Origin of the sequence: Nonomuraea sp. NPDC046570, assembly GCF_040645915.1 — a bacterium.
In the GTDB taxonomy this organism is placed as follows: Bacteria; Actinomycetota; Actinomycetes; order Streptosporangiales; family Streptosporangiaceae; genus Nonomuraea.
In genome coordinates this window covers 214,745-239,521 of sequence record NZ_JBEYZF010000012.1, presented here as the reverse complement: position 1 = coordinate 239,521, position 24,777 = coordinate 214,745, and the positions used below count along the sequence as shown (strand labels likewise).

The following is a 24,777-nucleotide window of genomic DNA, read 5'->3' as shown; positions in this document are numbered from 1 at the left end:
CGTGCACCTTTGCGCCGCGTTTGGTGGAATGCAGCTATGAGCGTCACCGAAGAGCTGCCCAGCGGAACGGACGCGGCCGTGCTGCGTCAGAGCCTCGACGAGGTCCGGCGGGTCATCGTCGGTCAGGAGCACATGGTCGAACGCCTGGTCGTCGCCTTGCTGGCGCGCGGGCACTGCCTGCTCGAGGGGGTGCCGGGCGTGGCCAAGACGCTGGCCGCCTCGACGCTGGCCACCGTGGTGGGCGGCACGTTCGCGCGCATCCAGTTCACTCCCGACCTGGTGCCCAGCGACATCGTCGGCACGCGGGTCTTCCACCCGTCGAGTGAGAAGTTCGACGTGGAGCTGGGGCCGGTGTTCGTCAACTTCCTGCTCGCCGACGAGATCAACCGCGCGCCGGCCAAAGTGCAGTCGGCGCTGCTGGAGGTCATGGCCGAGCGGCAGGTGACGCTGGCCGGGGTGACGCATCCGCTGCCCAGGCCGTTCATCGTGCTGGCCACCCAGAACCCGATCGAGTCCGAGGGCGTGTACCCGCTGCCGGAGGTGCAGCGCGACCGTTTCCTGTTCCGCGTGCGGGTGCCGCATCCGAGCGCGCACGAGGAGCTGGAGATCCTGCACCGGATGAGCGTCGCGCCGCCGCTGGCCGAGCGGGTCCTGGACCCCGACCGGCTGCTGGCCCTGCAGGAGGCCGCCGAGCAGGTCTCGGTGCACCAGCTCGTGGCCGACTACGTGGTGCGGCTGGTGATGTCCACCCGCACCCCCGCCGAGTACGGCCTGGCCGAGCTGGCCGACACCATCGAGATCGGCGTCAGCCCGCGCGCCACCCTCGGCCTGGTGGCGGCGGGCCGGGCGCTGGCGCTGCTGCGCGGGCGCGACTACCTGCTGCCCGACGACGTGCGCGACGTCGCGGTGGACGTGATGGGCCACCGGCTCATGCTGACCTTCGACGCGCTGGCCGACGGCGTCGATCCCGACCAGGTGGTGCGGCAGATCCTGCATGCCGTACCGCCGCCGCTGGTCGTCTGGAACCAGAGCAGGTGAACACCGCCGAGCAGGCGCTGCGCCGGCTGGAGCTGACCGTGACCAGGCGGCTGGACGGGCTGCTGCACGGCGCGCACCGGGGCCTGCTGCCCGGCCCCGGCAGCGAGTCGGGCGACAGCCGGGTCTACGTGCCCGGCGAGGACGACGTGCGGCGGATGGACTGGGCGGTGACCGCGCGCACGACGGTCCCGCACGTGCGGGATCTGATCTTCGACCGGGAGCTGGAGACGTGGGCGCTGGCCGACCTGTCGGCCAGCATGGACTTCGGCACCGCCGAGGGCGACAAGCGCGACCTGGTGGTGGCGGCGGTCGGCGCGATCGGTTTCCTGACCAGCCGGATGGGCGACCGGTTCGGCACGCTGGTGCTGCACGACGACGCGATCCACCGGATGCCGGCGCGTACCGGCCGCCCGGCGCTCTACGGGCTGCTGCACTCGCTGATGGCCGCGCCGCGCGGCCGGGTGGTGCCGGATCCGCCCAGCCTGGCCGAGGGCATCGAGGTGCTGAACGCCACCCGCAGGCGGCGCGGGCTGCGCGTGGTCGTCTCCGACTTCCTCGACGCCGAGCCCACCCTGGACCTGTCGGTGGAGCGGCCATGGGAGCGGGCGATGCGCAGGCTGGTCGCCAGGCACCAGGTGCTCGCGGTCGAGGTGATCGATCCGCGCGAGCTCGACCTGCCCGATGTCGGCACCGTCGCGTTCACGGATCCGGAGAGTGGGCAAGTACGCGAAGTACACCTTTCCCCCAAAGTGCGCGCCGCCTACGCCGAGGCGGCCGCCCTGCAACGGGAGGGCACCCGGGCCGCGCTGCGCAGGGCCGGGGTCGCCCACCTGGTGCTGCGCACCGACCGGGACTGGGTGCACGACCTCGCGCAGTTCGCTCTCCGCCAGCGGCGCATGGCGCATCTGGCACACAGGAAAGCAGGGCCATGACGTTCCTCTCGCCCGGATGGCTGTGGCTGTTCGCGCTGGTGGCGCTGGTCGTCGCGGCGTACGTGGCGGCGCAGTTCGCCCGCCGGCGCTACGCGGTGCGCTTCACCAACCTGGCGCTGCTGTCGCTCGTCGCCCCGTCGGGGCCGGGCTGGCGCAGGCACGTGGCGCCGCTGCTCTTCCTGATCATGATGAGCCTGCTGGTGGTCGGCGCGGCCAGGCCCGCCGACCAGGTACGGGTGCCACGCGACCGGGCGACGATCATGATCGCGCTGGACGTGTCGCTGTCGATGGACGCCGACGACGTCCAGCCGGACCGCATCACCGCCGCCAAGGCTGCCGCCCAGACGTTCGTCCGCGACCTGCCCGAGCGCTTCAACGTGGGCCTGGTCGCCTTCGCCCGCTCGGCCAACGTGGTCATCTCCCCCACCACCGACCACCAGGCCGTGATGACCGCGCTCGGCGGCCTCGGCACCAGGCCCGGCACCGCGATCGGCGAGGCGGTCTTCAGCTCGCTGGACGCCGTCCACTCCTTCGACCAGCGCGCGGTGACCGACCCGCCGCCGGCCGCGATCGTGCTGCTGTCCGACGGCGACAACACCTCGGGCCGCTCGGTGAACGAGGCCGTCGACGCGGCCAAGGCGGCCCGCGTACCGGTCTCCACCATCGCGTACGGCACGCAGGAGGGCACCGTCATCATCGACGAGCGCCCGGTCAACGTCCCGGTCAACAAGGCCACCCTGCAGTCGCTGTCCGACGGCACCACAGGCCGGGCCTACACCGCCGAGTCGGGCACCCAGCTCCGCGAGGTGTACGAGCAGATCGGCACCTCGCTGGGCTTCAAGACGGTCAGCCAGGAGATCAGCCAGTGGTTCATCGTGGCCGCGATCGTGGCCGGCCTGCTGGTCGCCGGGGCCGCGATCCTGCTGGGGTCCAGAATCCCGTAACGTTTTCCCACGTGGCCCACTACTTCGAGGAGCAGCCCCGGGCGGCGAGCAGGCCGGCGACGGTCGACCTGGTCCTGCCCGACCTGCACCTGCGCCTGGAGACCGACCGGGGTGTCTTCTCCCCCGAGCGCGTCGACCTCGGCACCCGCGTCCTGCTCGAGTCCGTCCCGCCGCCGCCCGCCGAGGGCGACCTGCTCGACCTGGGCTGCGGTTACGGCCCGATCGCGCTGACCATGGCGTCGCGGGCGCCGGGGGCGACGGTGTGGGCCGTGGACGTCAACCGCAGGTCGATCGAGCTGACCGGGCGCAACGCCAAGGCCGCCGGCCTTGACAGAGTGAGGTCGATGCATGTCGACGAGGTGCCGCCCGAGGTGCGCTTCTCGGCGATCTGGTCCAATCCGGCCATCCGCATCGGCAAGCCCGCCCTGCACGAGATGCTCACCCGCTGGCTGTCCCGGCTGACCCCCGACGGCGTGGCCTACCTGGTCGTGCAGAAACACCTCGGCTCGGACTCTCTGCAACGATGGCTGGCCGAGCAGGGCTGGCAGGCCACCCGCGAAGCCTCCCGAGCCGCCTACCGCATCCTGAAAGTGGAACGAACGTGACAAGAAGGCAGCTGCGCCCGACCGACGTCAAGCGGCTCAACCGCACCTGGCGCCGCAGCACCGAGAACCGGCTGGCGATGATCGTGGAGTCGGTGACCGGGCCGTTCAACATCGGCTCGATCTTCCGCTCCGCCGCCGCGTTCGGCGTCGAGCAGATCTGGCTGGCCGGCAACGCGACCCCGCCGACCAACCCGAAAGCGCAGAAGACCGCGCTGGGCACCGACCGGCTGGTGCCGTGGAAGGACGCCGTCCCGGTGCTGGAGGCGGTCGAGCAGGCCAGGGCCGACGGCTACACGATCCTGGCGGTCGAGCTCACCGGCGACGCCCGCCCGCTGCACCAGGCCGACCTGGCCCGGGACGTGTGCCTGGTGGTCGGCAGCGAGGACCACGGCTGCTCCCCCGCCCTGCTCGACGCCGCCGACGGCGCCTGCTACATCCCTCAGGTCGGGCGGGTCGGCTCGTTCAACGTCGGGGTGGCCGCGGCGATCGCGCTGGCCGAGGCCCGCCGCCAGGAATGGGCGAACCTGCCCGAGTCGTGACCCAAACGTTCACTTTTCCGCCATGACGTGGCGGGTTCGCAGAAGGCATACTCACGCACGTGCTCAGCCGCCGTTTCGCCTTTCTCGACCATCCGGGCCCGCTGGCCTTCGCCCACCGCGGCGGGGCCGCCGAGGGGCACGAGAACACGGCCGCCACCTTCGAGCGGGCGGTCCGCCTGGGCTACACGTACCTGGAGACCGACGCGCACGCCACCTCCGACGGCGTGCTGCTGGCCTTCCACGACCACACCCTCGACCGGGTCACCGACCGGCGCGGGCGGGTCGCCCAACTGCCCTACAGCTACGTCAGGCGGGCCCGCATCGGCGGCACCGACGACATCCCGCTGCTGGAGGACCTGCTCGGCTCCTGGCCCGAGGTGCGGTTCAACATCGACGTCAAGGAGGCCGGCGCGATCGCGCCGCTGGCCGCGGCGATCAGGCGGACCGCCGCCTACGACCGGATCTGCCTGACCTCCTTCTCCGACGAGCGGCTGCTGCGCGCCCGCGCCGCGCTGGGCCGCGAGGTCTGCTCGGCGCTCGGCCCGCGCGGCGTGGCCACCCTGCGCGCGGCCGCCGCCACCTCCGGCTACGGCCGCCTGCTGGCCCGGCTGGCCCGCGCGGGCGTGCCGTGCGCGCAGGTGCCGATCGGCGTGCGCGGCCTGCGGGTGACGACCCGCTCGCTGGTCCGTACGGCCCACGCCCTCGGCATGCAGGTGCACGTGTGGACCATCAACGACACCGCCCGCATGGAACGCCTGCTCGACCTGGGCGTCGACGGCATCATGACCGACAACATCTCCGGCCTGCGCGACGTCCTCGACCGGCGCGGCCTGTGGCATCCCGGACAGCTCGCGGCATAGGAGACTTCAGCGCATGACGGTTCCCGCTCCCCCCGCCGTCTTCGACGACTCCCCCGCCGCCCGGCGGCGCGAGCAACGCGGCTGGTACTGGTACGACTGGGCCAACTCCGCCTTCCCCACCACGGTGCTGACCGTCTTCCTCGGCCCGTACCTGACCGACATCGCCGAGGTCGCCGCGGCGGGTGCCCCCTACGTGGACGTCCTCGGCTTCGACGTGCGCCCGAGCGCCTACTACTCCTTCGTGGTGGGCGTGGCGGCGATCCTGCAGATCGTGCTGATGCCGATCGCCGGGGCGCTCGCCGACCACACCGGGCGCAAGAAGGAGCTCATGGGCTTCTTCGCCATACTCGGCGCGCTCGCGACGGTCTGCTTCTGGTTCGTCGCCGACGGCCGCTACCAGCTCGGCGGCCTGCTGTTCCTGCTGGCGAACCTGGGGTTCGCGGCGGCGTTCGTCATCTACAACTCGTTTCTGCCGGAGATCGCCACGGCCGACGAGCGGGACCGGGTGTCGGCCAGAGGGTGGGGGTTCGGCTATCTGGGCGGCGGGCTGCTGCTGGCCGTACACCTGGGGCTGTTCCTGAACGCGGAGACGCTGGGCCTGGACGGCGGGACCGCCGCGCGGATCGCGCTGTCGTCGGCGGGCCTGTGGTGGGGCGGGTTCACGATCATCCCGCTGCTGCGGCTGCGCAACCGGCGCGCCCCCGGCAGGCGCGCCGAGACGGTGGGGCGGGCGGTCGGCGGCAGCTTCCGCCAGCTCTGGCAGACCATCAAGGAGCTGCGCCGCTACCCGCTCACGCTGGCCTTCCTGGTCGCCTACCTGATCTACAACGACGGGGTGCAGACGGTGATCTCGTTCTCGGCGACCTACGCCGACAAGGAGCTCGGGCTGGACCAGACGGTGCGCATCGGGGCGATCCTGATGGTGCAGTTCGTCGCCTTCGGCGGCGCGCTGCTGCTCGGCAGGCTGGCCTCGGCGTACGGGGCCAAGCGGGTGGTCATGGCCGCGCTGGTCGGCTGGACGGCCGTGGTGGCGGTCGCCTACTTCCTGCCGCACGGCTCGGCGCTGCCGTTCTTCGCGCTCGGCTTCGCGATCGCCATCGTCATGGGCGGCACGCAGGCGCTGTCGCGCTCGCTGTTCTCGCACGTGATCCCAAAGGGCAAGGAAGCGGAGTACTACAGCCTCTACGAGATCAGCGACAAGGGCTCGACCTTCCTCGGCTCCTTCACCCTCGCGCTGGCGCTGCAGTGGACCGACAGCTACCGGCTGGGCATCGTCTCGCTCGTCGCCTTCTTCGTCCTCGGGTTCGTCCTGCTGGCGATGATCAACCTGCCGAAGGCGATCAGGGCGGCGGGCAACGAGGTGCCGGAGAAGATCTAGGGCGCCGCCAGGACCATCGTGCCGGGCCCCTGCGCGGCGCCGGGGCCGGGCAGGACGCTCACGGTCGCGGCCGTCACCTCGCCGCCGCAGTGCGGGCAGGTGACGACGGGGGTGAACCGCTCGCCGCAGGAGTGCACCAGCAGCGCGGGCGGCCCGCCGGGCGGGGTGGCCCAGCGGTCGCCCCAGGCCATCAGCGTCATCAGCGCGGGCACGATGTCGCGCCCGGACTCGGTGAGGTGGTACTCGAAGCGCTCAGGCCGCTCCTGGTAGGGCCGCCGCTCCAGGACGCCGGCCGACACCAGCCGCTCCAGCCGCTGGGCGAGCAGGTTGCGGGAGATACCGAGGTCGGCCGTGAGGTCGTCGAACCTGCGCAGGCCGAGGTAGACGTCGCGCAGGATCAGGGGCGTCCACGGTTCGCCGATCACGCCGACCGCGTGGGCTATGGAGCAGTGCATCTCGCCGAACCTGTTCATGTCTGCCATTATACGAAGTAAGTTCAAAATCAGGACTTACCAAGGAGGCTGTGATGGCGACGATCGCCCAGGCGGCGGAGACCACGCTGCGCTACCGCGAGGCGGGCGAGCGCGAGGACCTCGACGCGCTGATGTCCACCCTCGCGCCCGACATCGTCTTCCGCTCCCCGCTGAGCGCCAGGACCGCCTTCGGCGGCCACGAGCGGGTACGGGAGCTTTTCGGGGTGGTCCTGCCGCTCGTGCGGGACCTGCGCTACCACAGCGACCTCGGCGACGAGCGGACCAGGATGGTCACGGCCACCGCGCGGCTGGACGACCAGGAGATGGAGGAGGCCGCGCTGCTGCGCCTGGGCGAGCACGGTCTGGTCACCGAGGTGACCATGTGGGTGCGCCCGCTTCCGGCGCTCACCGCCATGATGGCCGCGCTCGGCCCCGGCCTGGCCCGCGCCCAGGGCAAGCGCGGCCTGGCCGCGTTCCTGGGCGCGGCGGTACGGCCGCTGGCCTTCGTCACCCGCTTCGGCGACCGCACCCTGGTACCCCTGGTGACCAGGCGATAGCGGAGTCCCGGACGGAGATTCTCACGACACGGGACAGGAGAGGTCCCAAAAGCGCGATTGGATCACCTCTTGGGGGGGAATCCCATCACGGTATCAAGCGTTAGACACCGTGGGAGACAGACCCCCACGATGGGGGCCCTGTAGGAGGCATTAAGACATGGGCGAGCGCGCGCTTCGCGGTACCCGACTCGGGGCAACCAGCTACGAGAACGACCGTAACACGGATCTGGCTCCGCGCCAGGAGGTGTCCTACACCTGTTCGAAGGGTCATCGCTTCGAGGTGCCACTTGCCGCTGAGGCCGAGATCCCCGCTACGTGGGAGTGCCGCATGTGCGGTGTGACCGCGGTCCGCGTGGACGGCGAGCTGCCGGAGGCGAAGAAGGCGAAGCCCCCGAGGACTCACTGGGACATGCTGCTGGAGCGGAGATCCATCGAGGACTTGGAAGAGGTGCTCAACGAGAGGCTCGCGATCCTGCGGGCCCAGCGTCGCAAGAGCGCCTGATCCGACTCCGAACGCCCCCCGGCCACCGGCCGGGGGGCGTTCGTCATGCGTCGCGGTCCTCGCTGATGACCTCGCCGTGCACGACCTTGCCGGACTGCGGCCCCTCCTGCCCCTCCGGCCGCCCGGCGGGGAAGGGCATCCCCAGGTTCGCGTACGGCGAGCTCGCCGCCAGCGTCTTGACCCGGCGGGCGAAGAACCAGGTGGCCAGGGACCGCATGAACGGCCGGGTGAACGGCAGCACCAGCGCGAAGCCGACGATATCGGTCAGGAAGCCGGGGGCCAGCAGCAGCGTGCCACCGGCCACGATCAGCGCGCCGTCGGCCAGCTCCCGGTCCGGGATGCGCCCGGCCGCGACGCCGTCGCGCAGCGCGGCCCACGCCTTGCGGCCCTCGCGCCGGACGATCCACGCGCCGAGCAGGCTGTCGGCCAGCAGCAACGCTACCGTCGTCCAGCCGCCGATCACGCTGCCGACCTGGATCAGCAGCCAGATCTCCAGGACTGGGACGACCAGGAAGGCTAGGAACAGCAGAAGCCGCATCGTGTCCTCATTCGCGCATCGAGCTCCGCACCGTCTACAGCTCTGTACAACGCACGACGGCGCTCCGGCGTTCCGCCGCGTCCCTACCAGCCGGCCTTGCGCCGCAGGCGCCTGGGGAGGCCCATGAGGCCCCACAGGGTGATCCGCCACAGCGACTCGGCCATCACCTTGCCGCTCATCTTGCTGATGCCGGCCGTCCGCTCCACGAACGTGATGGGCACCTCGACCACCCGCAGCCCGTGCCGGGCGGTGCGCAGTGTGAGGTCCACCTGGAAGCAGTAGCCCTGCGACTCCACGTCGGCCAGCCCCACCTTCTCCAGCGTGGCCGCGCGGTACACCCGGAAGCCCGCGGTCGCGTCGCGGACCGGCAGCCCCAGCATGAACCGGGTGAAGAGGTTGGCCCCCCGGGACAGGAACTGGCGCGAGGCCGGCCAGTTGACCACCCGCCCGCCCGGCACCCAGCGCGAGCCGATGACCAGGTCGGCGCCGCGGGCCAGCGCCTTCAGCAGCTTGGGCAGCTCCTCGGGCTGGTGCGAGCCGTCGGCGTCGATCTCCACGAACACGTCGAAGCCCTCGGCCAGACCCCAGCGGAAGCCGTCGATGTAGGCGGCGCCGAGACCCCGCTTGCCCGGCCGGTGCAGCACGTGGAGGCGCTCGTCGGCGGCGGCCAGCTCGTCGGCGACCTTGCCGGTGCCGTCGGGGCTGTTGTCGTCGGCGACGAGCAGGTGCGCGGCGGGCAGCGCCTTGCGGATCCGCTCGGTGATCATGGGCAGGTTGTCGCGTTCGTTGTAGGTGGGGACGACGACGAGCACCTTGCCGAGCGTCTGCTCCATCATGAGTCGTTCCTCACCTGCTCATCCCGGCGCCTGCCGCGCCATCCGGCCGCCGCCACGGCTCCCGCACCCACCAGTATCAATGCCCACTCGGGCGCGGCGCCGACCTTCGTGGCGACCGTGGCCTGGGTGCGGACCGGCACCGTGACCACGGTCATGTCCGCGACGCGCTCGCGAGTCTGCCAGGAGACCTTACCGTCAGGTGTGACATATGCGGAGATTCCCGTCGTCGCGGCGGTGACCACCGCGCGGTTGTGCTCGACCGCGCGCAGTTTGGACATCGCGAGCTGCTGCGGCGGCAGGTTCGACAGGGCGTAGCTGGCGTTGTTGGTCTGCACCACCAGCGGGGTGCCGCCGGCCCGCACGGTCTCGCGCACGATCCCGTCGAAGGCCACCTCGTAGCAGTTGACCGCGCCGACCGTCACCGGCCCCATCCTCAGGTCGCCGTCGCGGGTGCCGGCCACGGACTGCCGGCCGACCAGCCTGGCCCGCTCGAACAGGGCGAGCACGACGTCCTGGAACGGCGTGTACTCGCCGAAGGGGACGAGTTGCTGCTTGTCGTAGTAGGCGCCGGGGCCGGTCGCCGGGTCCCAGACCAGGCTGCGGGTGGCGCGGTGGCTGTCGCCGATCGCGACGACCGCGCCCACCAGCGTCGGCACGCCCACGTCCTTGACGGACGCGTCGATGATCGCGCGGGCGCCGGCGTCGCGGTAGGGGTCGATGTCGGTGGAGTTCTCCGGCAGCACCACCAGGTCGGGTCTGGGCAGCCGGCCCGCCCGCACCGCCGCGGCCAGCTTGTGGGTCTGGTCGGCGTGGTTCTTCAGCACGATGGCGGGCTCGTCCCCGAAGGCGTACATCCCCTCGCCCGGCACGTTGCCCTGCACGATGCCGATGTTGACCGTCCGGCCCTCGTCCCCCGGCCGCGGGATCGCGAACGTCACCAGGGGGACGGCCAGCGCCCCGGCCAGCGGCAGCGCCGCCGCCCGCCACAGCCCCGCGCCGCGCGCCCCGGCCGGGCCCCCGCCGCGCGCCGCCCGCAGGGCCGCCAGGACCAGCAGGCCCGCCGACAGGGCCACGGCGAAGGAGACCAGCGGGACGCCGCCCAGCGCGGCGTAGGAGGTGTACAGGGACTCGCCCTGGCTGAAGGCGACCCTGGCCCACGGGAAGCCGCCGATCGGGACCAGGCCGCGCGCCCACTCCATGGCCACCCAGAGCGCACCGAACCAGAGCGGCCAGAGCGGCAGCCGGAAGACCAGCGCGGCGCCGGCCGCCATCGCCGCGTAGAACAGGCTCTCGATCGCCACCAGCCCCACCCACGCGTCGTAGCCGATCGGGCGCACCCAGGCCAGCGCGGGGAGCAGGAAGACGAGCGCGCCGAGGTAGCCGAGCCAGAAGGCGCGGCGGGGGCGGCAGCCGTACAGGGAGACGATGATCAGGGCGAGGCCGAGGGGGGCGCACGGCCACCAGTCGAGCGGCGGGAAGGCGGCGAAGAGCAGCAGCCCGCCGGCGGCCGCGGCCGCGACCCGCCCGAGCAGCAGGCCCTTGCGGGCCCCGGGCCCGCCGTTCGTCGGGGCGGGGTCCGGCGTGGGGGGTGGGGCGCCTGGCGGCGTCCCGTGTGCGGGCGGCATGCCCGTCTTCTCCTGCACCACGGCCGGGGTCTCCTCGCGTTTCGCACCTCTGCTGCGGAAACGCTACCGCCCCGCGGGGCGTCCACCCAACGGCCGCGCACGCAAGGCAGGGTGACCCCGCGGCAGACGCATGCCGTGGGATCACCCGGCGCATGCGGTGATCCGTGGCACGGGAGCGGGAAGAGGGCCCGGAAACCCTTCGGACCGGACCCGTCTCGTCGGCGGCGAGCGCGGAATTCCGTTGTCTACTGGGCCTCCGGACCCGTCCCGGGTCCAACCCCCCAACCGGTCGGGGTGCCCCGACTCGACGGACCGACGGCCCTGCACCTGGCTGTATGGACGGAGTCACGCTCCGTCACGGACGCAGGATCCGACGATGTCAGAGACGGCCGACCGGCCAAGTCCCGTGCTGGACTGGGCAGCAAACTACCGACTCAGACTCAGATGTCAACCGTGTCCCGATCAGCGGAAACCTCAAGTTTTCGCAGCTAGGACATGCTCGGCGAGCCGCTTCAATGCGGTCATGTCGGGTGATCTCCGCGCGGCCGCAACCGCCGCAGGGCCGACGGCAGCGGGCGTTCGTGCACGACGCCCAGGTTCTGCGTGGCCCGGGTGAGCGCGACGTACAGGTCGCTCAGCCCGCGCGGCGACTGCGCCGCGATGAGGGCGGGCTCGGCCACGATCACCGTGTCGAACTCCAGTCCCTTGGCGTCGGTCACCCCCATGATCGCCGCTGGGGCGTCGAGGGCCGCCGCGGCGCCGACCCGGTCACCGGTCCCCCCGCTCGCGGACCCGACCACGACCGCGCCGTCCACCGCGCCGCGCACCGCCTCGCCCAGCTCGCCCAGCAGCTCGTCGGGCGCGATGACGACCAGCTTGCCGTCCGCCACCAGCTCGGCCTTGACCAGCTCGGGCAGGTCGCCCAGCGGCGCCGACCACGGCGCGGAGCCGCTCTCCCGCACCGACGCCGGCGCCTCCAGCGCCGGGTCGATGGCCGCCAGCACGTCGGCGGCCAGCTCCATCATCTCCACGGGCGTGCGGTAGTTGACGCTCAGCCGCTCCTCCCGCCACCGCCCCGCCACATAGGGGTCGAGCACGTGCCCCCAGGACCGCGCGCCCGCCGTGGAACCGGTCTGCGCGATGTCGCCGACCACCGTCATCGACCTGGTCGGGCAGCGGCGCATCACCACCCGCCAGGCCATCGGCGACAGCTCCTGCGCCTCGTCCACGATGACGTGCCCGTAGGCCCAGGTACGGTCGGCCGCGGCCTTCTCGGCCGTGGTCAGGTACGGCTGGTCGCCGCGCTGCCGCTCGGCCAGCCGCTCGGCGTCCATGACGTCGGACAGCCCGGTCAGCTGCAGCACCTCGCGCGCGTAGGTGATCTCGGACTCGCGCTCCCGCTCGGCCGCGGCCCTGGCGGCGGCCAGTTCCTCCTCGGCCTGCATGGCGCTGGCCCGCAGCACCTGCTCGTCGATGTCGCCGAGCAGTTCGGCCGCCTCGTCGAGCAGCGGCACGTCCGACTCGGTCCACTCGGCGGGGGCGCGCCGCAGCAGGGCCCGCTCCCGGGGGCTGAGACCGCTCGCGGCGTAGTCGAGCCGCTCGGGCGAGCCGTACAGGCCGATCAGCAGCCGCTGGGGCGTCAGGTACGGCCACAGCCGGTTCAGCGCGGTCCTGACCACCGGCTCGGTGCGCAGTTCCTCGCGCAGGTCGGCCAGTTCGTCCTCGTCGATGAGGCCCTTGCCGAGCTTCTTGGCCGCCTGCCTGGCCAGCGCGTTGAGAATGGTCCTGACGAAGACCGCGCGGGCCTGGTTGTGGCTGCGGTTGGAGCGGGCCGCCCGGTTCCTGGCCGACTCCAGCATGTTCCGGTCGACGGTCAGCCGGTAGCGGCCCAGGTCGAGGTCGATGGGCTTGCGCGGCACCCGCTGGCGGTCGCGCACGGCTCGCGCGATCACCTCGGCCATCCGCGCGTCGCCCTTGACGGCGGCCACCTCGGGCCGCTCGCGGGCGGTGGCGGTGACGCCCGGGTAGAGCTCGCCGACGGTGGACAGCAGCACGTCGTTCTCGCCGAGGGACGGCAGCACCTGCTCGATGTAGCGCAGGAAGGTGAGGTTGGGGCCGAGGATCAGTACGCCGCGCCGTTCCAGGCGGTCCCGGTGGGTGTAGAGCAGGTAGGCGGCCCGGTGCAGCGCGACGACGGTCTTGCCGGTGCCGGGGCCGCCCTGGACGACGAGGACGCCGTTGAGGTCGGCGCGGATGACCCGGTCCTGCTCGGACTGGATGGTCGCGACGATGTCGCGCATCCGGCCGGTGCGCCGCTCGTCGAGCGCGGCCAGCAGCGCGGCCTCGCCGTTGAGCGTGGCCCGGTCGGCGTCGGTCAGGCTGTCGAGGTCGAGCAGGTCGTCGTCGACACCGACCACCGAGCGGCCCTTGGTCTGCAGGTGGCGACGGCGGCTGATGCCGAGCGGGACGGCCGGGGTGGCCCGGTAGAACGGCTGGGCGACGGGCGCGCGCCAGTCGATCAGCAGCCTTTCCTGCTCGTCGTCGGCCATGCCGAGCTTGCCGATGTAGAGTCGTTCCTCGGTGTCGGCCAGATCGAGACGGCCGAAGACCAGGCCGCGTTCGACGGCCCAGAGCCTGGCGAGCCTGGCGGCGTACATCCCGGCGAAGGTGTCGCGTTCGGACCTGTTCTGCAGGGTGCCGACCGCGCCGGCGGCGAGGACGTCCTTGAGTTGTTTCTGGGTACGCTCACGCAGCAGGTCGAGGCGATCATAGAGCCGGGAAACGTAGTCCTGCTCCCTGGCCAGCTCGGTTTGACGAGTAGCCATCGGTCCATTAGTGTTGTTATTAATGGGACGCTCCGGGCCATTCTGATAGATGTTGCGACAAATCGCTACCTTATCAGGTCCGTTGAGCCACTGGCATCCTCTCGCGTGATCATCACTTCGCGCATTCGGTTACGTCTTGGTTTCGCCACTTGACCCAACCGCCCTGGACTCCTTACGTTCTCCGTGAGTTAGGAAACTTTCCTAACTCTCGCTGACGAGGAGTGACGAGAGTGACCGGTCCGACCCCTGGCACGCCGAGCCTGCTGCGCGCGATCAACGACCGCGCCGCCCTGCAGGTGCTCCTGGACAGGGGGCCGCTGACCCGGCCCGAGATCGGGACGCTGACCGGGCTGTCCAAGCCCACCGCCTCACAGTTGCTGTCCCGCCTGCAGGAGGCGGGCCTGGTGGTGCTGGACGGCATCAGGGAGGGCCTGCCGGGCCGTACGGCCGAGCTGTACCGCATCAACGCCGCCGCCGCCTACGTGGGCGCGCTGGACGTCACCCCCGACCGCATCGAGGCCACCGTCGCCGACATCACCGGCCAGGTGGTCGGCGCGTACACCCTGCCCACCCCGCGCCGACCCGCGGGCACGCTGATCGAACGGCTGCGCGCGGCCCTGGAAGGGGCCGGAGCGCCCCCTTCGCTGCGCCGGGTGGTGATCGGCGTGCAGGCCGCGATCGACCCCACCACCGGCCGTCTGGGCTACGCCACCGCCAAGGACATGCCGGGCTGGCAGATCCCCGACCTGGTGCCCACCCTCAGCGCGGGCCTCGGCGTCCCGGTGGACGTGGAGAACAACGTCAACCTCGTCGCGCTGGCCGAGAAGGCGCACGGCGCCGCGCGCGGCCACGAGGACTTCGTGCTGCTCTGGGCCGACGAGGGGCTCGGCTCGGCGCTGGTGCTCGGCGACCGCATCCACCGCGGCGCCACCGGCGGCGCGGGCGAGGTCGGCTACATGCCCACCCCCGGCGCGCCCACCGCCCGCGAGGCCGGCCGCTACGCCAACCACGGCTACCAGGCCCTCACCGGCGGCCCCGCCGTGCTGCGGCTGCTGCGCTCCTACGGCGTGCGCGGCGCCGACTTCCGCCAGGCGATCGCCAACGCGGTGCGCGTGTCGGCCGGCCGGGGCCAGAAGGCCGAGGACGCCAGGGCCGGGCTGCGCGACATCGCCGCCCGCCTCGCCGTCGGCCTGGCCGCCGTCACCTCGGTGCTCGACCCCGGACTGATCGTGCTGACCGGCGGCATCGTGCTGTCCGGCGGCGAACCGCTGCGCGAGCTCGTCGAACACGAGCTGCACGCGCTCACCATCCCGCGGCCCGTGCTGCGGCTGTCGACCGTCGAGGGCAACCCCGTCCTCGCCGGTGCGCTCGACCTCGCCCTCGACACCACCCGTGACGAGGTCTTCAGCTCCACCGTTCCCACTTCATGAGGAGGCACCCCCCGTGCGCTTCGTCCCGATGGCGGTCGCCGCGCTCGCGGCACTGGCTCTGACCGCCTGTACCGCGGGCAAGGAGGCGGCGCCCTCGCTCGGCGCCCAGCCCAAGCCCTCAGGCTCGGCGCCGGCGGCGCTGCCCGCCGCCACGCTCGAACTCTGGCACGGCTTCGCCACCGACGCCGAGGTCAAGGCGTTCGAGCAGGCCATCGCCGGCTTCAACAAGAAGTTCCCGCAGATCACCGTGAAGGCCAAGAAGGGCGTCCAGGACGACCAGATCACCCAGGCCGTCCGCGGCGGCAACCCGCCGGACGTGGCCGCCTCCTTCACCACCGACAACGTGGCCCAGTGGTGCAAGAGCGGCGCCTTCCAGGACCTGACGCCGGTGATCAAGCAGGACGGCATCGACCTGTCGGTGCTGCCCGCGGCCTCCCGGCTGTACACCGAGTTCGAGGGCAAGCGGTGCACGATGCCGCTGCTGGCCGACGCCTACGGGATGTACTACAACAAGGCGCTGATGAAGGGCAACGAGCCGCCCAAGACGCTGTCGGAGCTGACCAAGCTGGCCAAGGAGCTGACGGTCAGGGACGCCGACGGCACGATCAAGGTGGCCGGCTTCATCCCGAGCTTCCAGTACTACGAGAACTCCCCCTCCCACCTGGGCCCGATGGTCGGCGCCAAGTGGTACAACGACGACGGCACCTCGGCGATCGGCACCGACCCCGCCTGGAAGCAGCTCCTTCAGTGGCAGAAGGACCTGGTCGACTGGTACGGCTACGACAAGCTGGAGAAGTTCCGCAAGAGCCTGGGCGACGAGTGGGGCGCCGAGCACCCGTTCTTCACCGGCAAGGTGGCGATGATCCTGGACGGCGAGTGGCGCAACGCCATGATCGCCAATGACCCCAAGGCCAAGAGCCTGGACTACGCCACCGCGCCGCTCCCGGTCGCCGACGACAAGCCCGACCTGTACGGCAGCGGCTTCACCGCCGGCACCGTGATCGGCGTGCCGAAGGGCGCCAAGAACCCGCAGCACTCCTGGGAGCTGGTGAAATATCTCACCACCGACACCGACAGCCTGGTGACGCTGTCGAACGCGCTGCGCAACGTGCCCACCACCAAGGCCGCCATGGAGTCGCCGAACCTGGACAAGGACGACCGCTTCGGCACCTTCCTTGACATCTTCTCCCACCCCAAGACCAGCACCCTGCCCGCGAACGTGAACAGCGTCTTCAACCAGGACGCCTTCTCCACCTTCCTCATCCAGTGGGAGAAGGGCGCGGTCAAGGACCTGGACGCCGGGCTGGCCTCGGTCGACAAGCGCATCAACGACAAGCTGAAGCTGTCCGGCGGCTGATCTCATGGCCGCCCTCACCACACCGTGGCGGCGCCGGGAGGGCCTTCGGGCCCTCCTGTGGCTCTCGCCCTGGCTCGTCGGGTTCTCGATCTTCTTCGCCTACCCGCTGCTGGCCACCGTCTACTTCTCCTTCCACCGCTACGACCTGTTCACGCTGGAGTTCATCGGCCTGGACAACTACCGCTACCTGCTGCAGGACGACCGCGTCTGGACCTCCGCCAAGAACACCCTGTGGCTGGTCGTCTTCATGGTGCCCGCCCAGGTGATCTTCTCGCTGGCGCTGGCGCAGCTCGTCACCCGGCTGAAGGCGGGCGTCGGCTTCTTCCGCACGGTCTTCTACCTGCCCTCGCTGGTCCCGATGGTGGCCGGCACGGTGGCGTTCGTGTTCCTGATGAACCCGGCGACCGGCCCGTGGAACCAGTTCCTGGCGCTGCTCGGCGTCACCGGGCCGGACTGGTTCGGCGACGCCGCCTGGGCCAAGCCGAGCCTGACCCTGCTGGCCATGTGGGGCGCCGGCAACACGATGATCATCTTCCTGGCGGCGCTGCTGGACGTGCCCAAGCACCTGTACGAGGCGGCGGCCATCGACGGCGCCGGGCCCTGGCGGCAGTTCCGCAGCATCACGCTGCCGACGATCTCGCCGGTGCTGATGTTCTCCGCGATCACCGCGGTCATCTACGCCCTGCAGTACTTCACCCAGGCGATGATCGCCTCGCGGGTGGCCTCGGGCACCACCGACTCCCCCGGCACCTCGTTCACCCCCGGCTACCCCGACCAGTCGCTGCTCACGCTGCCGCAGTGGCTGTTCCACGTCGGCTTCAGGGACTTCTCCATGGGGTACGCGTGCGTGCTGGCGCTGCTGCTGTTCGGCGCCTCGATGATCTTCACGCTGATCCTGCTGCGCCGCTTCCGCATCGCCGAGGAGGAACGATGAGCACCACCCTGACCGCGCCCGCCGCGCACCGGACGGCGGCCCCGCGGCGGCGCCCCGCGCGGCGCGGGCGCACCACGCTGATGTGGATCGCCACCCACGCGATCGCCCTGGCCATCGCGCTGATGTTCCTCGCGCCGCTGTTCTTCGTCGCGCTGACCGCGCTGATGACCGACCAGCAGGCGCTCACCAGCAAGCTGTGGCCCGAGTCGTGGAACTGGGGCAACTTCGCCGACGTGTTCGTCAAGTCGCACCTGCTGACCTGGACGCTGAACACCTTCATGTACGCCGCCCTCGGCACCGTGTTCATGCTGCTGTCGTCGGTGCCGGTCGCCTACGCCCTGGCCAGGTTCCGCTTCCGGGGCCGCCGGCTGGCCTTCCTCATGGTGATCACCATGATGATGCTGCCGCCCCAGGTCGTCGCGGTGCCGGTCTACCTGATCTGGGCCCGCGCGGGGCTGACCGACACGCTGTGGCCGCTGATCCTGCCCATGCTGCTCGGCGACGCCTTCTCCGTCTTCCTGCTGCGCCAGTTCCTCATCACCATCCCGAGGGAGTACACCGACGCGGCCAGGGTGGACGGCTGCTCGGACTTCAGGACCCTGGTCAGGGTGATCCTGCCGATGGCCAAACCCGCCATCGCGGCGGTCGCCCTGTTCCAGTTCTTCTACTGCTGGAACGACTACTACGGCCCGCTGCTGTACGCCGGGACCGAGCAGGGAAACTGGACGCTGTCGCTCGGCCTGGCCACCTTCAAGGCCTTCCACAGCGTGCAGTGGAACCTCACCATGGCGGCCACCCTCCTGGTGACCGCACCGGTGATCATCGTGTTCTTCTTCGCCCAGCGGGTCTTCATCGAGGGCGTGACACTGACGGGGGTGAAGGGTTGAGGATCGCCGTTGTCGGGGGCGGCTCGACGTACACGCCGGAGCTGATCGACGGATTCGCCCGCTTGCGGGAGGAGCTGCCGCTGACCGAGATCGCGCTGATCGATCGGGACGCGCGGCGCCTGGAGCCGGTGGCGGGCATGGCGCGCAGGATGCTGGCGCGGGCCGGGCACCCGGCCCAGGTGATCGCCACGGACTCGGTCGAGCGGGGGGTGGCGGGGGCGCGGGCCGTACTCCTGCAGTTGCGGGTCGGCGGGCAGGCGGCCCGCGACGTCGACGAGACGCTGCCGCTGCGCTGCGGCTGCGTCGGCCAGGAGACCACCGGCGCGGGCGGCCTGGCCAAGGCGCTGCGCACGGTCCCGGTGGTGCTGGACATCGCCGCGCGGGTGCGCGAACTGGCGCCCGAGGCGTGGATCGTCGACTTCACCAACCCGGTCGGGATCGTCACCAGGGCGCTGCTGCGCGACGGGCACCGGGCCATCGGCCTGTGCAACGTGGCCATCGGCTTCCAGCGCCGCTTCGCCGGGCACCTCGGCGTCGCGCCCGAACGCGTGTCGCTCGGGCACGTCGGCCTGAACCACCTGTCCTGGGAGCGCACGGTCCAGCTCGACGGCGCGGACGTGCTGCCCCGGCTCATCGAGGAGCACGGGGAGCGGATCGCGGACGACGTCGGCCTGCCGGTCGGGCTGATCCGCCGCCTCGGCGTCGTGCCCTCCTACTACCTGCGCTACTTCTACGCCCACGACCTGGTGGTGGAGGAGCAGCGGAGCAAGCCGACGCGCGCGTCGGAGGTGGCGGCGATGGAGGCGCGGCTGCTGGAGATGTACGCCGACCCGGCCGTCGACACCAAACCCGCCCTGCTCGGCGGGCGCGGCGGCGCCTACTACTCCGAGGCGGCCGTCGCGCTGATCGCCTCACTGCTCGGCGACCGGGGCGACACTCAGGTGGTGAATCTGCGCAACGGCGGCGCGCTGCCCTTCCTGCCCGACGACGCGGTGATCGAGGTCCCCGCCGCCATCACCGCCGCGGGCGCGACGGCGCTGCCCGTCGCGCCCGTCGAACCGCTCTACGCGGGCCTGATCGCGCATGTGACGGCCTACGAGGCGCTGGCCCTGACGGCGGCACTGGAAGGCGGCGCCGAGCGCGTGCACGACGCCCTGCTCGCGCACCCGCTGGTCGGCCAGGAGGCGGTCGCGGGCGAGCTGACCCGGCTGCTGCTCGACGCCAACCGCCGGCACCTGCCCTGGACGGTGTCGTAGTGCGCACCCTGCTGGCCGTCGACGGCGGCAACAGCAAGACCGACGTCGTGCTGGTGGCCGAGGACGGCACGATCCTGGCCGAGGGCCGCTCGGGCCCGTTCACCCCGCAGAGCGCGGGGGTGGGCGCGGCCGTCGACGTCGTCCAGGACGCGGTACGGCGGGCGCTCGGCCAGGCCGCCGCGGTGCCGTACGCCGACCATCTGGCCGCCTACCTGGCCGGGGCCGACCTGCCGGTGGAGGAGGACACCCTGCGCGACGAGTTCGCCGAGCGCGGCTTCGCGCCCGACGTCGTCGTCGCCAACGACACCTTCGCGCTGCTGCGCGCGGGCGCGTCGGGCCCCTCCGGCGTGGCGGTGGTGTGCGGCGCCGGCATCAACGCGGCCGGCGTCGGCCCCGACGGCCGCGTCGCCCGCTTCCCCGCGCTCGGCCGGATCAGCGGCGACTGGGGCGGCGGCCTGCACATGGGCGAGGAGGTGCTCTGGCACGCGGTGCGCGCCGAGGACGGCCGCGGCCCGGCCACCGCGCTCACCACGCTGGTCAAGGAGCACTTCGGCGTCGCCGCGGTCGAGCGGCTCGTGCTCGACCTGCACTTCGGCGAGGTCGGCGAGGCGGAGCTGCAGGATCTGGCGCCGGGCCTGCTGGCCGTCGCGGCGGACGGCGACCCGGTCGCCAGGTCCCTGGTCGAGCGGCTGGCCGAGGAGGTCACTGTGCTGGCCGAGGTCTGTCTGCGCCGCCTGGACCTGCTGGAGACGCCCGTCGAGGTGGTACTCGGCGGCGGGGTGCTCAGGGCGCGGGATCCGCTGCTGATGAGCCTGCTCGACGGCGCGTTCGCGCTCCGCGCGCCGCGCGCCAAGCTGCTGGTCGCCGACCTGCCGCCGATCGCCGGCGCCGCGCTGAACGGGCTGGACCGGATGGGCGCGCCCGACGCCGCCAAGGCCCGGCTGCGCGCCCGCTACGGCGCCGCGCGCTGAGCGTTGCCCTCCTGCGGGTCCACCGCGCCCCCGAGCTCGGGGGCGCGGTGCTCGTACGGGGTGCTCAGCACCACCGTGGTGCGGGTGGAGACGTTGGCGGCCGCCCTGATCTGCTGCAGCAGCTCCTCCAGGCCGATCGGTGAGGAGACGCGCACCTTGAGGATGTAGCTCTCGTCCCCGGCGACGCTGTGGCACGCCTCGATGGCGCTCAGGCCGGCCAGCCGTTCGGGGGCGTCGTCCGGCGCCGCGGGGTCGATCGGCTTGATGGACACGAACGCGGTCAGCGGCAGCCCGATCGCGTCATGGTCGACGAGCGCGGCGTAGCCGCGCAGCACCCCGCGCTTCTCCAGCCTGCGGACGCGCTGGTGAACCGCCGAGACGGACAGCCCCGTCTCCCTGGCCAGGTCGGTGAAGCTCATCCGCCCGTCCCTGGCCAGCAGCGTGACGATCCTGCGATCGATCTCCTCCATCGATCAAAGGTATCGGCTGATGGTCACGGCGTGGTCCCGACCGGCATGGCGCGCAGCTTCATGGCGTGCTCCACCAGGCTGATCAGCACCTCCCTGCTGGAGTCGCGCCTGCGGGCGTCGCACATCACGATCGGCACCGCCGGGTCCAGGCCGAGCGCCATCCGCACCTCGGCCAGCTCGTAGGTGCGCGCCCCCTCGAAGCAGTTGACCGCGACCACGAACGGCGTGCCGCGCCGCTCGAAGTAGTCGACGGAGGGGAAGCAGTCGGCCAGGCGGCGGGTGTCGGCCAGGATGACCGCGCCGAGCGCGCCCAGGGCCAGCTCGTCCCAGACGAACCAGAAGCGTTCCTGGCCGGGGGTGCCGAACAGGTACAGCATGTAGTCGTCGCGGATGGTGATGCGCCCGAAGTCCATCGCGACCGTCGTGGTGCGCTTGGCCTCGACGCCGGAGGTGTCGTCGACGTCGGTGCCGCGGTCGGTCAGGGTCTCCTCGGTGCGCAACGGGCGCGTCTCGGAGACGGCGCCGACCATCGTGGTCTTGCCCGCGCCGAAACCACCGGCGATCAAGATCTTGATCGCGGTCGGCAGCCGCCAGCGATCAGAGCGACCGAAGTCCATCGAGCACCGCCCTGTACATCTTCTCGTCTTGCATGTCCACCTCGGGTTGGGGTTCCTGCACGGTGACGAACCCCTTGTCGAACAGGTCGCCCAGCAGGACACGGACCGTGCCCGCCGGAAGGTCGAGATGCGCCGCGATCTCCGCCACCGACAGCGGCGCCCGGCACAGCCGGATGATCGAAAGATGCTCGGGGTCGAGCCCCGCGTCCGGGCCCGGTGGTCCGCCCACGGCCACGGCCAGCGAGATCAGGTCGAACTTGCCCCGGGTGGGCTCGGTCCGGCCTCGTGTCATCACGTAGGGTCGGACGATCTCAGGGTCGAGCCAGTGCTCATCAGTGGGTTCGTCCGTACGGCTCATCGTGCGGCTTCGCTCCTGACGGGAGAGTCCGTTCTGGCCGGTGAGGTCAGGTACTGGCCGACGCGGGTCACCAGCATGGCCATCTCGTAGGCGACCAGCCCGATGTCGGCGTCCTGCAGGCACAGCACCGCCAGGCAGGCGCCCTCCCCGGCCACGGTCACGATGAGGAAGCGCGACTTCCACTCCACGACCGTCTGCCGTACGGCGCCCGCGCCCACGTGCTCGCTGACGCCCTTGGCCAGGCTCTGCAGGCCGGCCGACACGGCCGACAGGTGCTCGCCCTCGGTCCTGTCCAGCCCCTTGGAGGAGGCCATCAGCAGGCCGTCGGAGGACAGTACGATGGCGTGCTCGGCCTCCCTGACCCTGCCGGTCAGGTCGTCGAGCAGCCAGTTCAGATCGGTGGCAGAGCCTGGTCTCACGTGTCTCTCCCTGCCTCGTCGTCACCTGCGAGCTTGGCGGCCTCGGTCCTGCCCAGCCTCGTCCCCGACTGGAAGGCTCCCATGATGGCGCGGATCTCCTCCGGTGAGCGCTCGTCGTCGTCCTCCTCGGCCTCGGTCTCCGCCACGACCTCCGTCTCCTCCGCGCGCAGCGCGGGGGCGAGGTTGGTCTGCGGCACCCGGCACGGCAGCCCCGACGGCGTGAAGGCCGGTTCCTGTGGTTCCGACTCCGGCCGTCGCTGCCGTTGCTGTTCGGGTGGCACGGCGGACGCGGGCTCGTCCACCACCGGCACCACGGGCGCCGCCGTGCGCAGCGCGGTCGCCAGACCCAGCGGTTCCTGCGGCCGGGCCTGCGCGGGCTGCTGGCCCTGCGCCGGCACGGTCACCCGCTGCGGCAGCCGCGGCTCGTCCGCCGGCCGCGTCTCCTCCACCGGTCCCGTCTCGCTCTCGGGCCGCACCAGCTCGTGCGGGATGAGCACCACGACCGTGGTGCCGCCGTACGGCGAGGCCTTCAGCGACACCTTGATCTGGTGGCGCTCGGCCAGCCTGCTGACGACGTACAGGCCGAGGCGGGCGGTGCCGGTCAGCCGGAACTCCGGCGGGTCGTTGATCCGGTCGTTGGCCGCCGCGAGGTCCTCGTCGGTCATGCCGAGGCCGCGGTCCTCGATCTCCAGGACGTAGCCGTTGGCCACGAGCTGGCCACCGACCTGCACCATCGTGTACGGCGGGGAGAAGGAGACGGCGTTCTCGATCAGCTCGGCGAGCAGGTGGATGACGTCGCCGACGGCGCGGCCGGTCAGCTCCACCTGGCCCATCGGCATGAGCGTGACCCTGGTGTAGTCCTCCACCTCGGCCAGCGCGCCGCGCACCACGTCGACCATCGGCACCGACCGGCGCCAGGTACGGCCGGGCGTCGCGCCGGACAGCACGATGAGGTTCTCGGCGTTGCGGCGCATGCGGGTGGCCAGGTGGTCGAGCCTGAACAGGTCCCTCAGCTCTTCCGGCTCGGTCTCGCGGCGCTCCATGACGTCGAGGACGGTGAGCTGGCGGTGCACCAGGCCCTGCGTCCTGCGGGCCAGGCTGAGCAGGATGTCGCGGATGCTGCGGCGCAGCTCGGCCTGCTCGACGGCGACCCGGATGGCGGTCTCCTGGACCGTGTTGAACGCCTGGCCCACCTGCCCGATCTCGTCGTCGCCGAACTTCAGCGGTGGCGCCTCGGCGGCCACGTCGACCTCCTCGCCGCGGCCCAGGCGCTCGACGACGCCGGGCAGGCGTTCGTCGGACAGCTCGTGGGCGGCGTCGCGCAGCTTCTGCAGCTGGGCGAAGAGGGCTCGGGCGGTGGTGATGGACAGGATGATGGAGGCGATGACGGCGATCAGGCCGAGGCCGCCGGCCAGCGCCAGCCGTACCACGACGCCGACGGCGACGGGGGCCGCCCGGTCGACGACGCGGTCGCCGGCGGAGAAGACCATGGCGGAGAAGTCGGCGATGGCCGGTTCGGCGGCGGCGCGCCACTGGTCGGCGGTGAACGGGATCCCGTCGAGGCCGTTGGCCTGTTCGGTCAGCCGGGTCTCCAGGACCTTCAGCTTGGTGAACGCCGGGCCGCTCGCCATCTTGTCGTAGGCGGTCTTGTCCCCGGGGGGAAGTTCGGCCGCCGCCTGGTCGGCCAGGATGTGCCAGGCGCCCACGGTCTGGGTGAACTCGGCGTGCTCGGCGAGGCTCAGCGTCCCCTCAGCGAGGGCGCCGGCCAGCAGCGCGTCCTCCCGGGACAGGACCTCCCTGGCCCGGTTCAGGGCGAGCAGGGTGCGCACGTCCTTGGCGACGGTCTTGTCGTCGAGCGTGGCCATGGACGCGTACATGCGGTAGAAGGAGTCGATCACCTCGGAGTAGGCGTCGGACGCCTGGACCCGGGTCAGCCGCTCGGCGTCCACGCTCTTGCGCAGATCCTTCAGGCTCGCCAGGCCCTTGAAGACCGCGTCGAGCCGCTTGCCGCCCTCCTCGTCGGCGGCCAGGTCGACGATGCCCGCCTGCGCCTCGGTCTCGAAGTCGGCGATCACCCGGTCGGAGTTCTGGCGCTGCGTCTGCAGTTCCTTGCGGGTCCCGAAGGAGCCGTCGCCCAGCCGGACCAGGGCGATCCGGCGCTCGCGCTGGAGTTCGACGAGGACCGGTTCGCTGGGCCCGACCACGCTGGCGTCGAGCTGGGTCACCCAGAGCAGGTTGACGCCTTCGCGTAGCGTGACCCACGCGGCGAACGACCACAGCGCTGCCAAGGAGAGCAGCAGTGCTGTGACCTTGGTCCGCAGCCGTGAATTGCGGAAGCGCATTACACCTACCCTGCGAAGATCATCGAATGGCTCACCACCAGGACGCGAAGCGGCCTACCGCGCCAGCAACCCCGGAACAGTAGC

General features: G+C 71.6%; 25 protein-coding genes. 15 read left to right on the top strand and 10 right to left on the bottom strand.

Annotated features, from left to right (window positions below):
- The first annotated feature begins 36 nt into the window (after positions 1 to 36).
- Genes ABZ911_RS21470 through ABZ911_RS21440 form a run of 7 tightly spaced genes read left to right on the top strand, consistent with a single transcriptional unit; the run spans position 37 to position 6,296 of the window.
- On the top strand, positions 37 to 1,038 hold the full coding sequence (locus tag ABZ911_RS21470) for a MoxR family ATPase (RefSeq protein WP_358058268.1): 1,002 nt from the start codon (positions 37 to 39) through the stop codon (positions 1,036 to 1,038).
- On the top strand, positions 1,035 to 1,970 hold the full coding sequence (locus ABZ911_RS21465; RefSeq protein WP_358058265.1) for a DUF58 domain-containing protein: 936 nt from the start codon (positions 1,035 to 1,037) through the stop codon (positions 1,968 to 1,970). The genes ABZ911_RS21470 and ABZ911_RS21465 overlap by 4 nt, the downstream gene beginning before the upstream one ends.
- Positions 1,967 to 2,914 (top strand): VWA domain-containing protein, encoded by a 948-nt coding sequence (locus tag ABZ911_RS21460; RefSeq protein WP_358058262.1) that lies wholly within the window; start codon positions 1,967 to 1,969, stop codon positions 2,912 to 2,914. Before ABZ911_RS21465 ends, ABZ911_RS21460 begins: the two co-directional genes overlap by 4 nt.
- An 11-nt stretch (positions 2,915 to 2,925) precedes the next feature.
- Positions 2,926 to 3,519 carry a methyltransferase gene (locus ABZ911_RS21455; RefSeq protein ID WP_358058259.1) on the top strand — a complete coding sequence of 198 codons (594 nt, stop codon included), beginning with the start codon at positions 2,926 to 2,928 and terminating at the stop codon, positions 3,517 to 3,519.
- Positions 3,516 to 4,058 carry a TrmH family RNA methyltransferase gene (locus ABZ911_RS21450; RefSeq protein ID WP_358058256.1) on the top strand — a complete coding sequence of 181 codons (543 nt, stop codon included), beginning with the start codon at positions 3,516 to 3,518 and terminating at the stop codon, positions 4,056 to 4,058. Before ABZ911_RS21455 ends, ABZ911_RS21450 begins: the two co-directional genes overlap by 4 nt.
- A 59-nt stretch (positions 4,059 to 4,117) precedes the next feature.
- Entirely contained in the window at positions 4,118 to 4,918 is an 801-nt protein-coding gene (locus ABZ911_RS21445; protein WP_358058253.1) for a glycerophosphodiester phosphodiesterase family protein, read from the top strand.
- Positions 4,919 to 4,931: 13 nt separating this feature from the next.
- A complete protein-coding gene (locus tag ABZ911_RS21440) occupies positions 4,932 to 6,296 on the top strand; it encodes an MFS transporter (RefSeq protein ID WP_358058250.1) in 1,365 nt (454 codons plus the stop codon).
- On the opposite strand, the gene ABZ911_RS21435 is transcribed toward ABZ911_RS21440, so the two are convergent.
- Positions 6,293 to 6,769, bottom strand: a complete 477-nt coding sequence (locus ABZ911_RS21435) for a helix-turn-helix domain-containing protein (RefSeq protein WP_358058247.1) — start codon at positions 6,767 to 6,769, stop codon at positions 6,293 to 6,295. The genes ABZ911_RS21440 and ABZ911_RS21435 overlap by 4 nt on opposite strands.
- Before the next feature lie 53 nt (positions 6,770 to 6,822).
- On the opposite strand from ABZ911_RS21435, the gene ABZ911_RS21430 reads away from it, so the two are divergent.
- Both ABZ911_RS21430 and ABZ911_RS21425 read left to right on the top strand, forming a co-directional pair.
- Positions 6,823 to 7,326 carry a nuclear transport factor 2 family protein gene (locus tag ABZ911_RS21430; protein WP_358058244.1) on the top strand — a complete coding sequence of 168 codons (504 nt, stop codon included), beginning with the start codon at positions 6,823 to 6,825 and terminating at the stop codon, positions 7,324 to 7,326.
- Between the two features lie 157 nt (positions 7,327 to 7,483).
- The gene (locus ABZ911_RS21425) at positions 7,484 to 7,828 is read left to right on the top strand and encodes an RNA polymerase-binding protein RbpA (protein ID WP_358058241.1); all 345 of its coding nucleotides are present in this window, start codon (positions 7,484 to 7,486) and stop codon (positions 7,826 to 7,828) included.
- 43 nt (positions 7,829 to 7,871) lie between these two features.
- On the opposite strand, the gene ABZ911_RS21420 is transcribed toward ABZ911_RS21425, so the two are convergent.
- The 4 genes from ABZ911_RS21420 to ABZ911_RS21405 all read right to left on the bottom strand — a co-directional run bounded on the left by ABZ911_RS21420 (position 7,872) and on the right by ABZ911_RS21405 (position 13,652).
- The gene (locus ABZ911_RS21420) at positions 7,872 to 8,366 is read right to left on the bottom strand and encodes an FxsA family protein (protein WP_358058238.1); all 495 of its coding nucleotides are present in this window, start codon (positions 8,364 to 8,366) and stop codon (positions 7,872 to 7,874) included.
- A gap of 83 nt (positions 8,367 to 8,449) precedes the next feature.
- Positions 8,450 to 9,199, bottom strand: coding sequence for a polyprenol monophosphomannose synthase (locus tag ABZ911_RS21415; protein WP_358058354.1), 750 nt, complete (start codon positions 9,197 to 9,199; stop codon positions 8,450 to 8,452).
- A complete protein-coding gene (lnt, locus tag ABZ911_RS21410; protein WP_358058235.1) occupies positions 9,199 to 10,848 on the bottom strand; it encodes an apolipoprotein N-acyltransferase in 1,650 nt (549 codons plus the stop codon). The genes ABZ911_RS21415 and lnt overlap by 1 nt, the downstream gene beginning before the upstream one ends.
- A 500-nt stretch (positions 10,849 to 11,348) precedes the next feature.
- The gene (locus ABZ911_RS21405) at positions 11,349 to 13,652 is read right to left on the bottom strand and encodes an ATP-binding domain-containing protein (protein ID WP_358058232.1); all 2,304 of its coding nucleotides are present in this window, start codon (positions 13,650 to 13,652) and stop codon (positions 11,349 to 11,351) included.
- Positions 13,653 to 13,882: 230 nt separating this feature from the next.
- On the opposite strand from ABZ911_RS21405, the gene ABZ911_RS21400 reads away from it, so the two are divergent.
- Genes ABZ911_RS21400 through ABZ911_RS21375 form a run of 6 tightly spaced genes read left to right on the top strand, consistent with a single transcriptional unit; the run spans position 13,883 to position 20,487 of the window.
- Positions 13,883 to 15,082 carry an ROK family transcriptional regulator gene (locus ABZ911_RS21400; RefSeq protein WP_358058229.1) on the top strand — a complete coding sequence of 400 codons (1,200 nt, stop codon included), beginning with the start codon at positions 13,883 to 13,885 and terminating at the stop codon, positions 15,080 to 15,082.
- Positions 15,083 to 15,095: 13 nt separating this feature from the next.
- On the top strand, positions 15,096 to 16,439 hold the full coding sequence (locus ABZ911_RS21395) for an extracellular solute-binding protein (protein ID WP_358058226.1): 1,344 nt from the start codon (positions 15,096 to 15,098) through the stop codon (positions 16,437 to 16,439).
- Positions 16,440 to 16,443: 4 nt separating this feature from the next.
- Positions 16,444 to 17,373, top strand: a complete 930-nt coding sequence (locus ABZ911_RS21390) for a sugar ABC transporter permease (protein ID WP_358058223.1) — start codon at positions 16,444 to 16,446, stop codon at positions 17,371 to 17,373.
- The gene (locus tag ABZ911_RS21385; protein ID WP_358058220.1) at positions 17,370 to 18,260 is read left to right on the top strand and encodes a carbohydrate ABC transporter permease; all 891 of its coding nucleotides are present in this window, start codon (positions 17,370 to 17,372) and stop codon (positions 18,258 to 18,260) included. Before ABZ911_RS21390 ends, ABZ911_RS21385 begins: the two co-directional genes overlap by 4 nt.
- Complete coding sequence (locus tag ABZ911_RS21380; protein ID WP_358058217.1) at positions 18,257 to 19,516, top strand: 6-phospho-beta-glucosidase; 1,260 nt, start codon at positions 18,257 to 18,259, stop codon at positions 19,514 to 19,516. The genes ABZ911_RS21385 and ABZ911_RS21380 overlap by 4 nt, the downstream gene beginning before the upstream one ends.
- Positions 19,516 to 20,487, top strand: coding sequence for a BadF/BadG/BcrA/BcrD ATPase family protein (locus ABZ911_RS21375; RefSeq protein ID WP_358058214.1), 972 nt, complete (start codon positions 19,516 to 19,518; stop codon positions 20,485 to 20,487). The genes ABZ911_RS21380 and ABZ911_RS21375 overlap by 1 nt, the downstream gene beginning before the upstream one ends.
- Here the strand turns inward: ABZ911_RS21375 and ABZ911_RS21370 are convergent.
- The 5 genes from ABZ911_RS21370 to ABZ911_RS21350 are packed head-to-tail and all read right to left on the bottom strand — an operon-like array spanning position 20,469 to position 24,693.
- Positions 20,469 to 20,957, bottom strand: coding sequence for an Lrp/AsnC family transcriptional regulator (locus ABZ911_RS21370; RefSeq protein WP_358058211.1), 489 nt, complete (start codon positions 20,955 to 20,957; stop codon positions 20,469 to 20,471). The two genes, ABZ911_RS21375 and ABZ911_RS21370, sit on opposite strands and share 19 nt — an antisense overlap.
- 23 nt (positions 20,958 to 20,980) lie before the next feature.
- Positions 20,981 to 21,574, bottom strand: a complete 594-nt coding sequence (locus tag ABZ911_RS21365; RefSeq protein WP_358058208.1) for an ATP/GTP-binding protein — start codon at positions 21,572 to 21,574, stop codon at positions 20,981 to 20,983.
- Positions 21,555 to 21,932, bottom strand: a complete 378-nt coding sequence (locus ABZ911_RS21360) for a DUF742 domain-containing protein (protein ID WP_358058205.1) — start codon at positions 21,930 to 21,932, stop codon at positions 21,555 to 21,557. Before ABZ911_RS21360 ends, ABZ911_RS21365 begins: the two co-directional genes overlap by 20 nt.
- Positions 21,929 to 22,351 (bottom strand): roadblock/LC7 domain-containing protein, encoded by a 423-nt coding sequence (locus ABZ911_RS21355; RefSeq protein ID WP_358058201.1) that lies wholly within the window; start codon positions 22,349 to 22,351, stop codon positions 21,929 to 21,931. Before ABZ911_RS21355 ends, ABZ911_RS21360 begins: the two co-directional genes overlap by 4 nt.
- Positions 22,348 to 24,693 (bottom strand): nitrate- and nitrite sensing domain-containing protein, encoded by a 2,346-nt coding sequence (locus ABZ911_RS21350; RefSeq protein WP_358058198.1) that lies wholly within the window; start codon positions 24,691 to 24,693, stop codon positions 22,348 to 22,350. Before ABZ911_RS21350 ends, ABZ911_RS21355 begins: the two co-directional genes overlap by 4 nt.
- Positions 24,694 to 24,777: the final 84 nt, after the last annotated feature.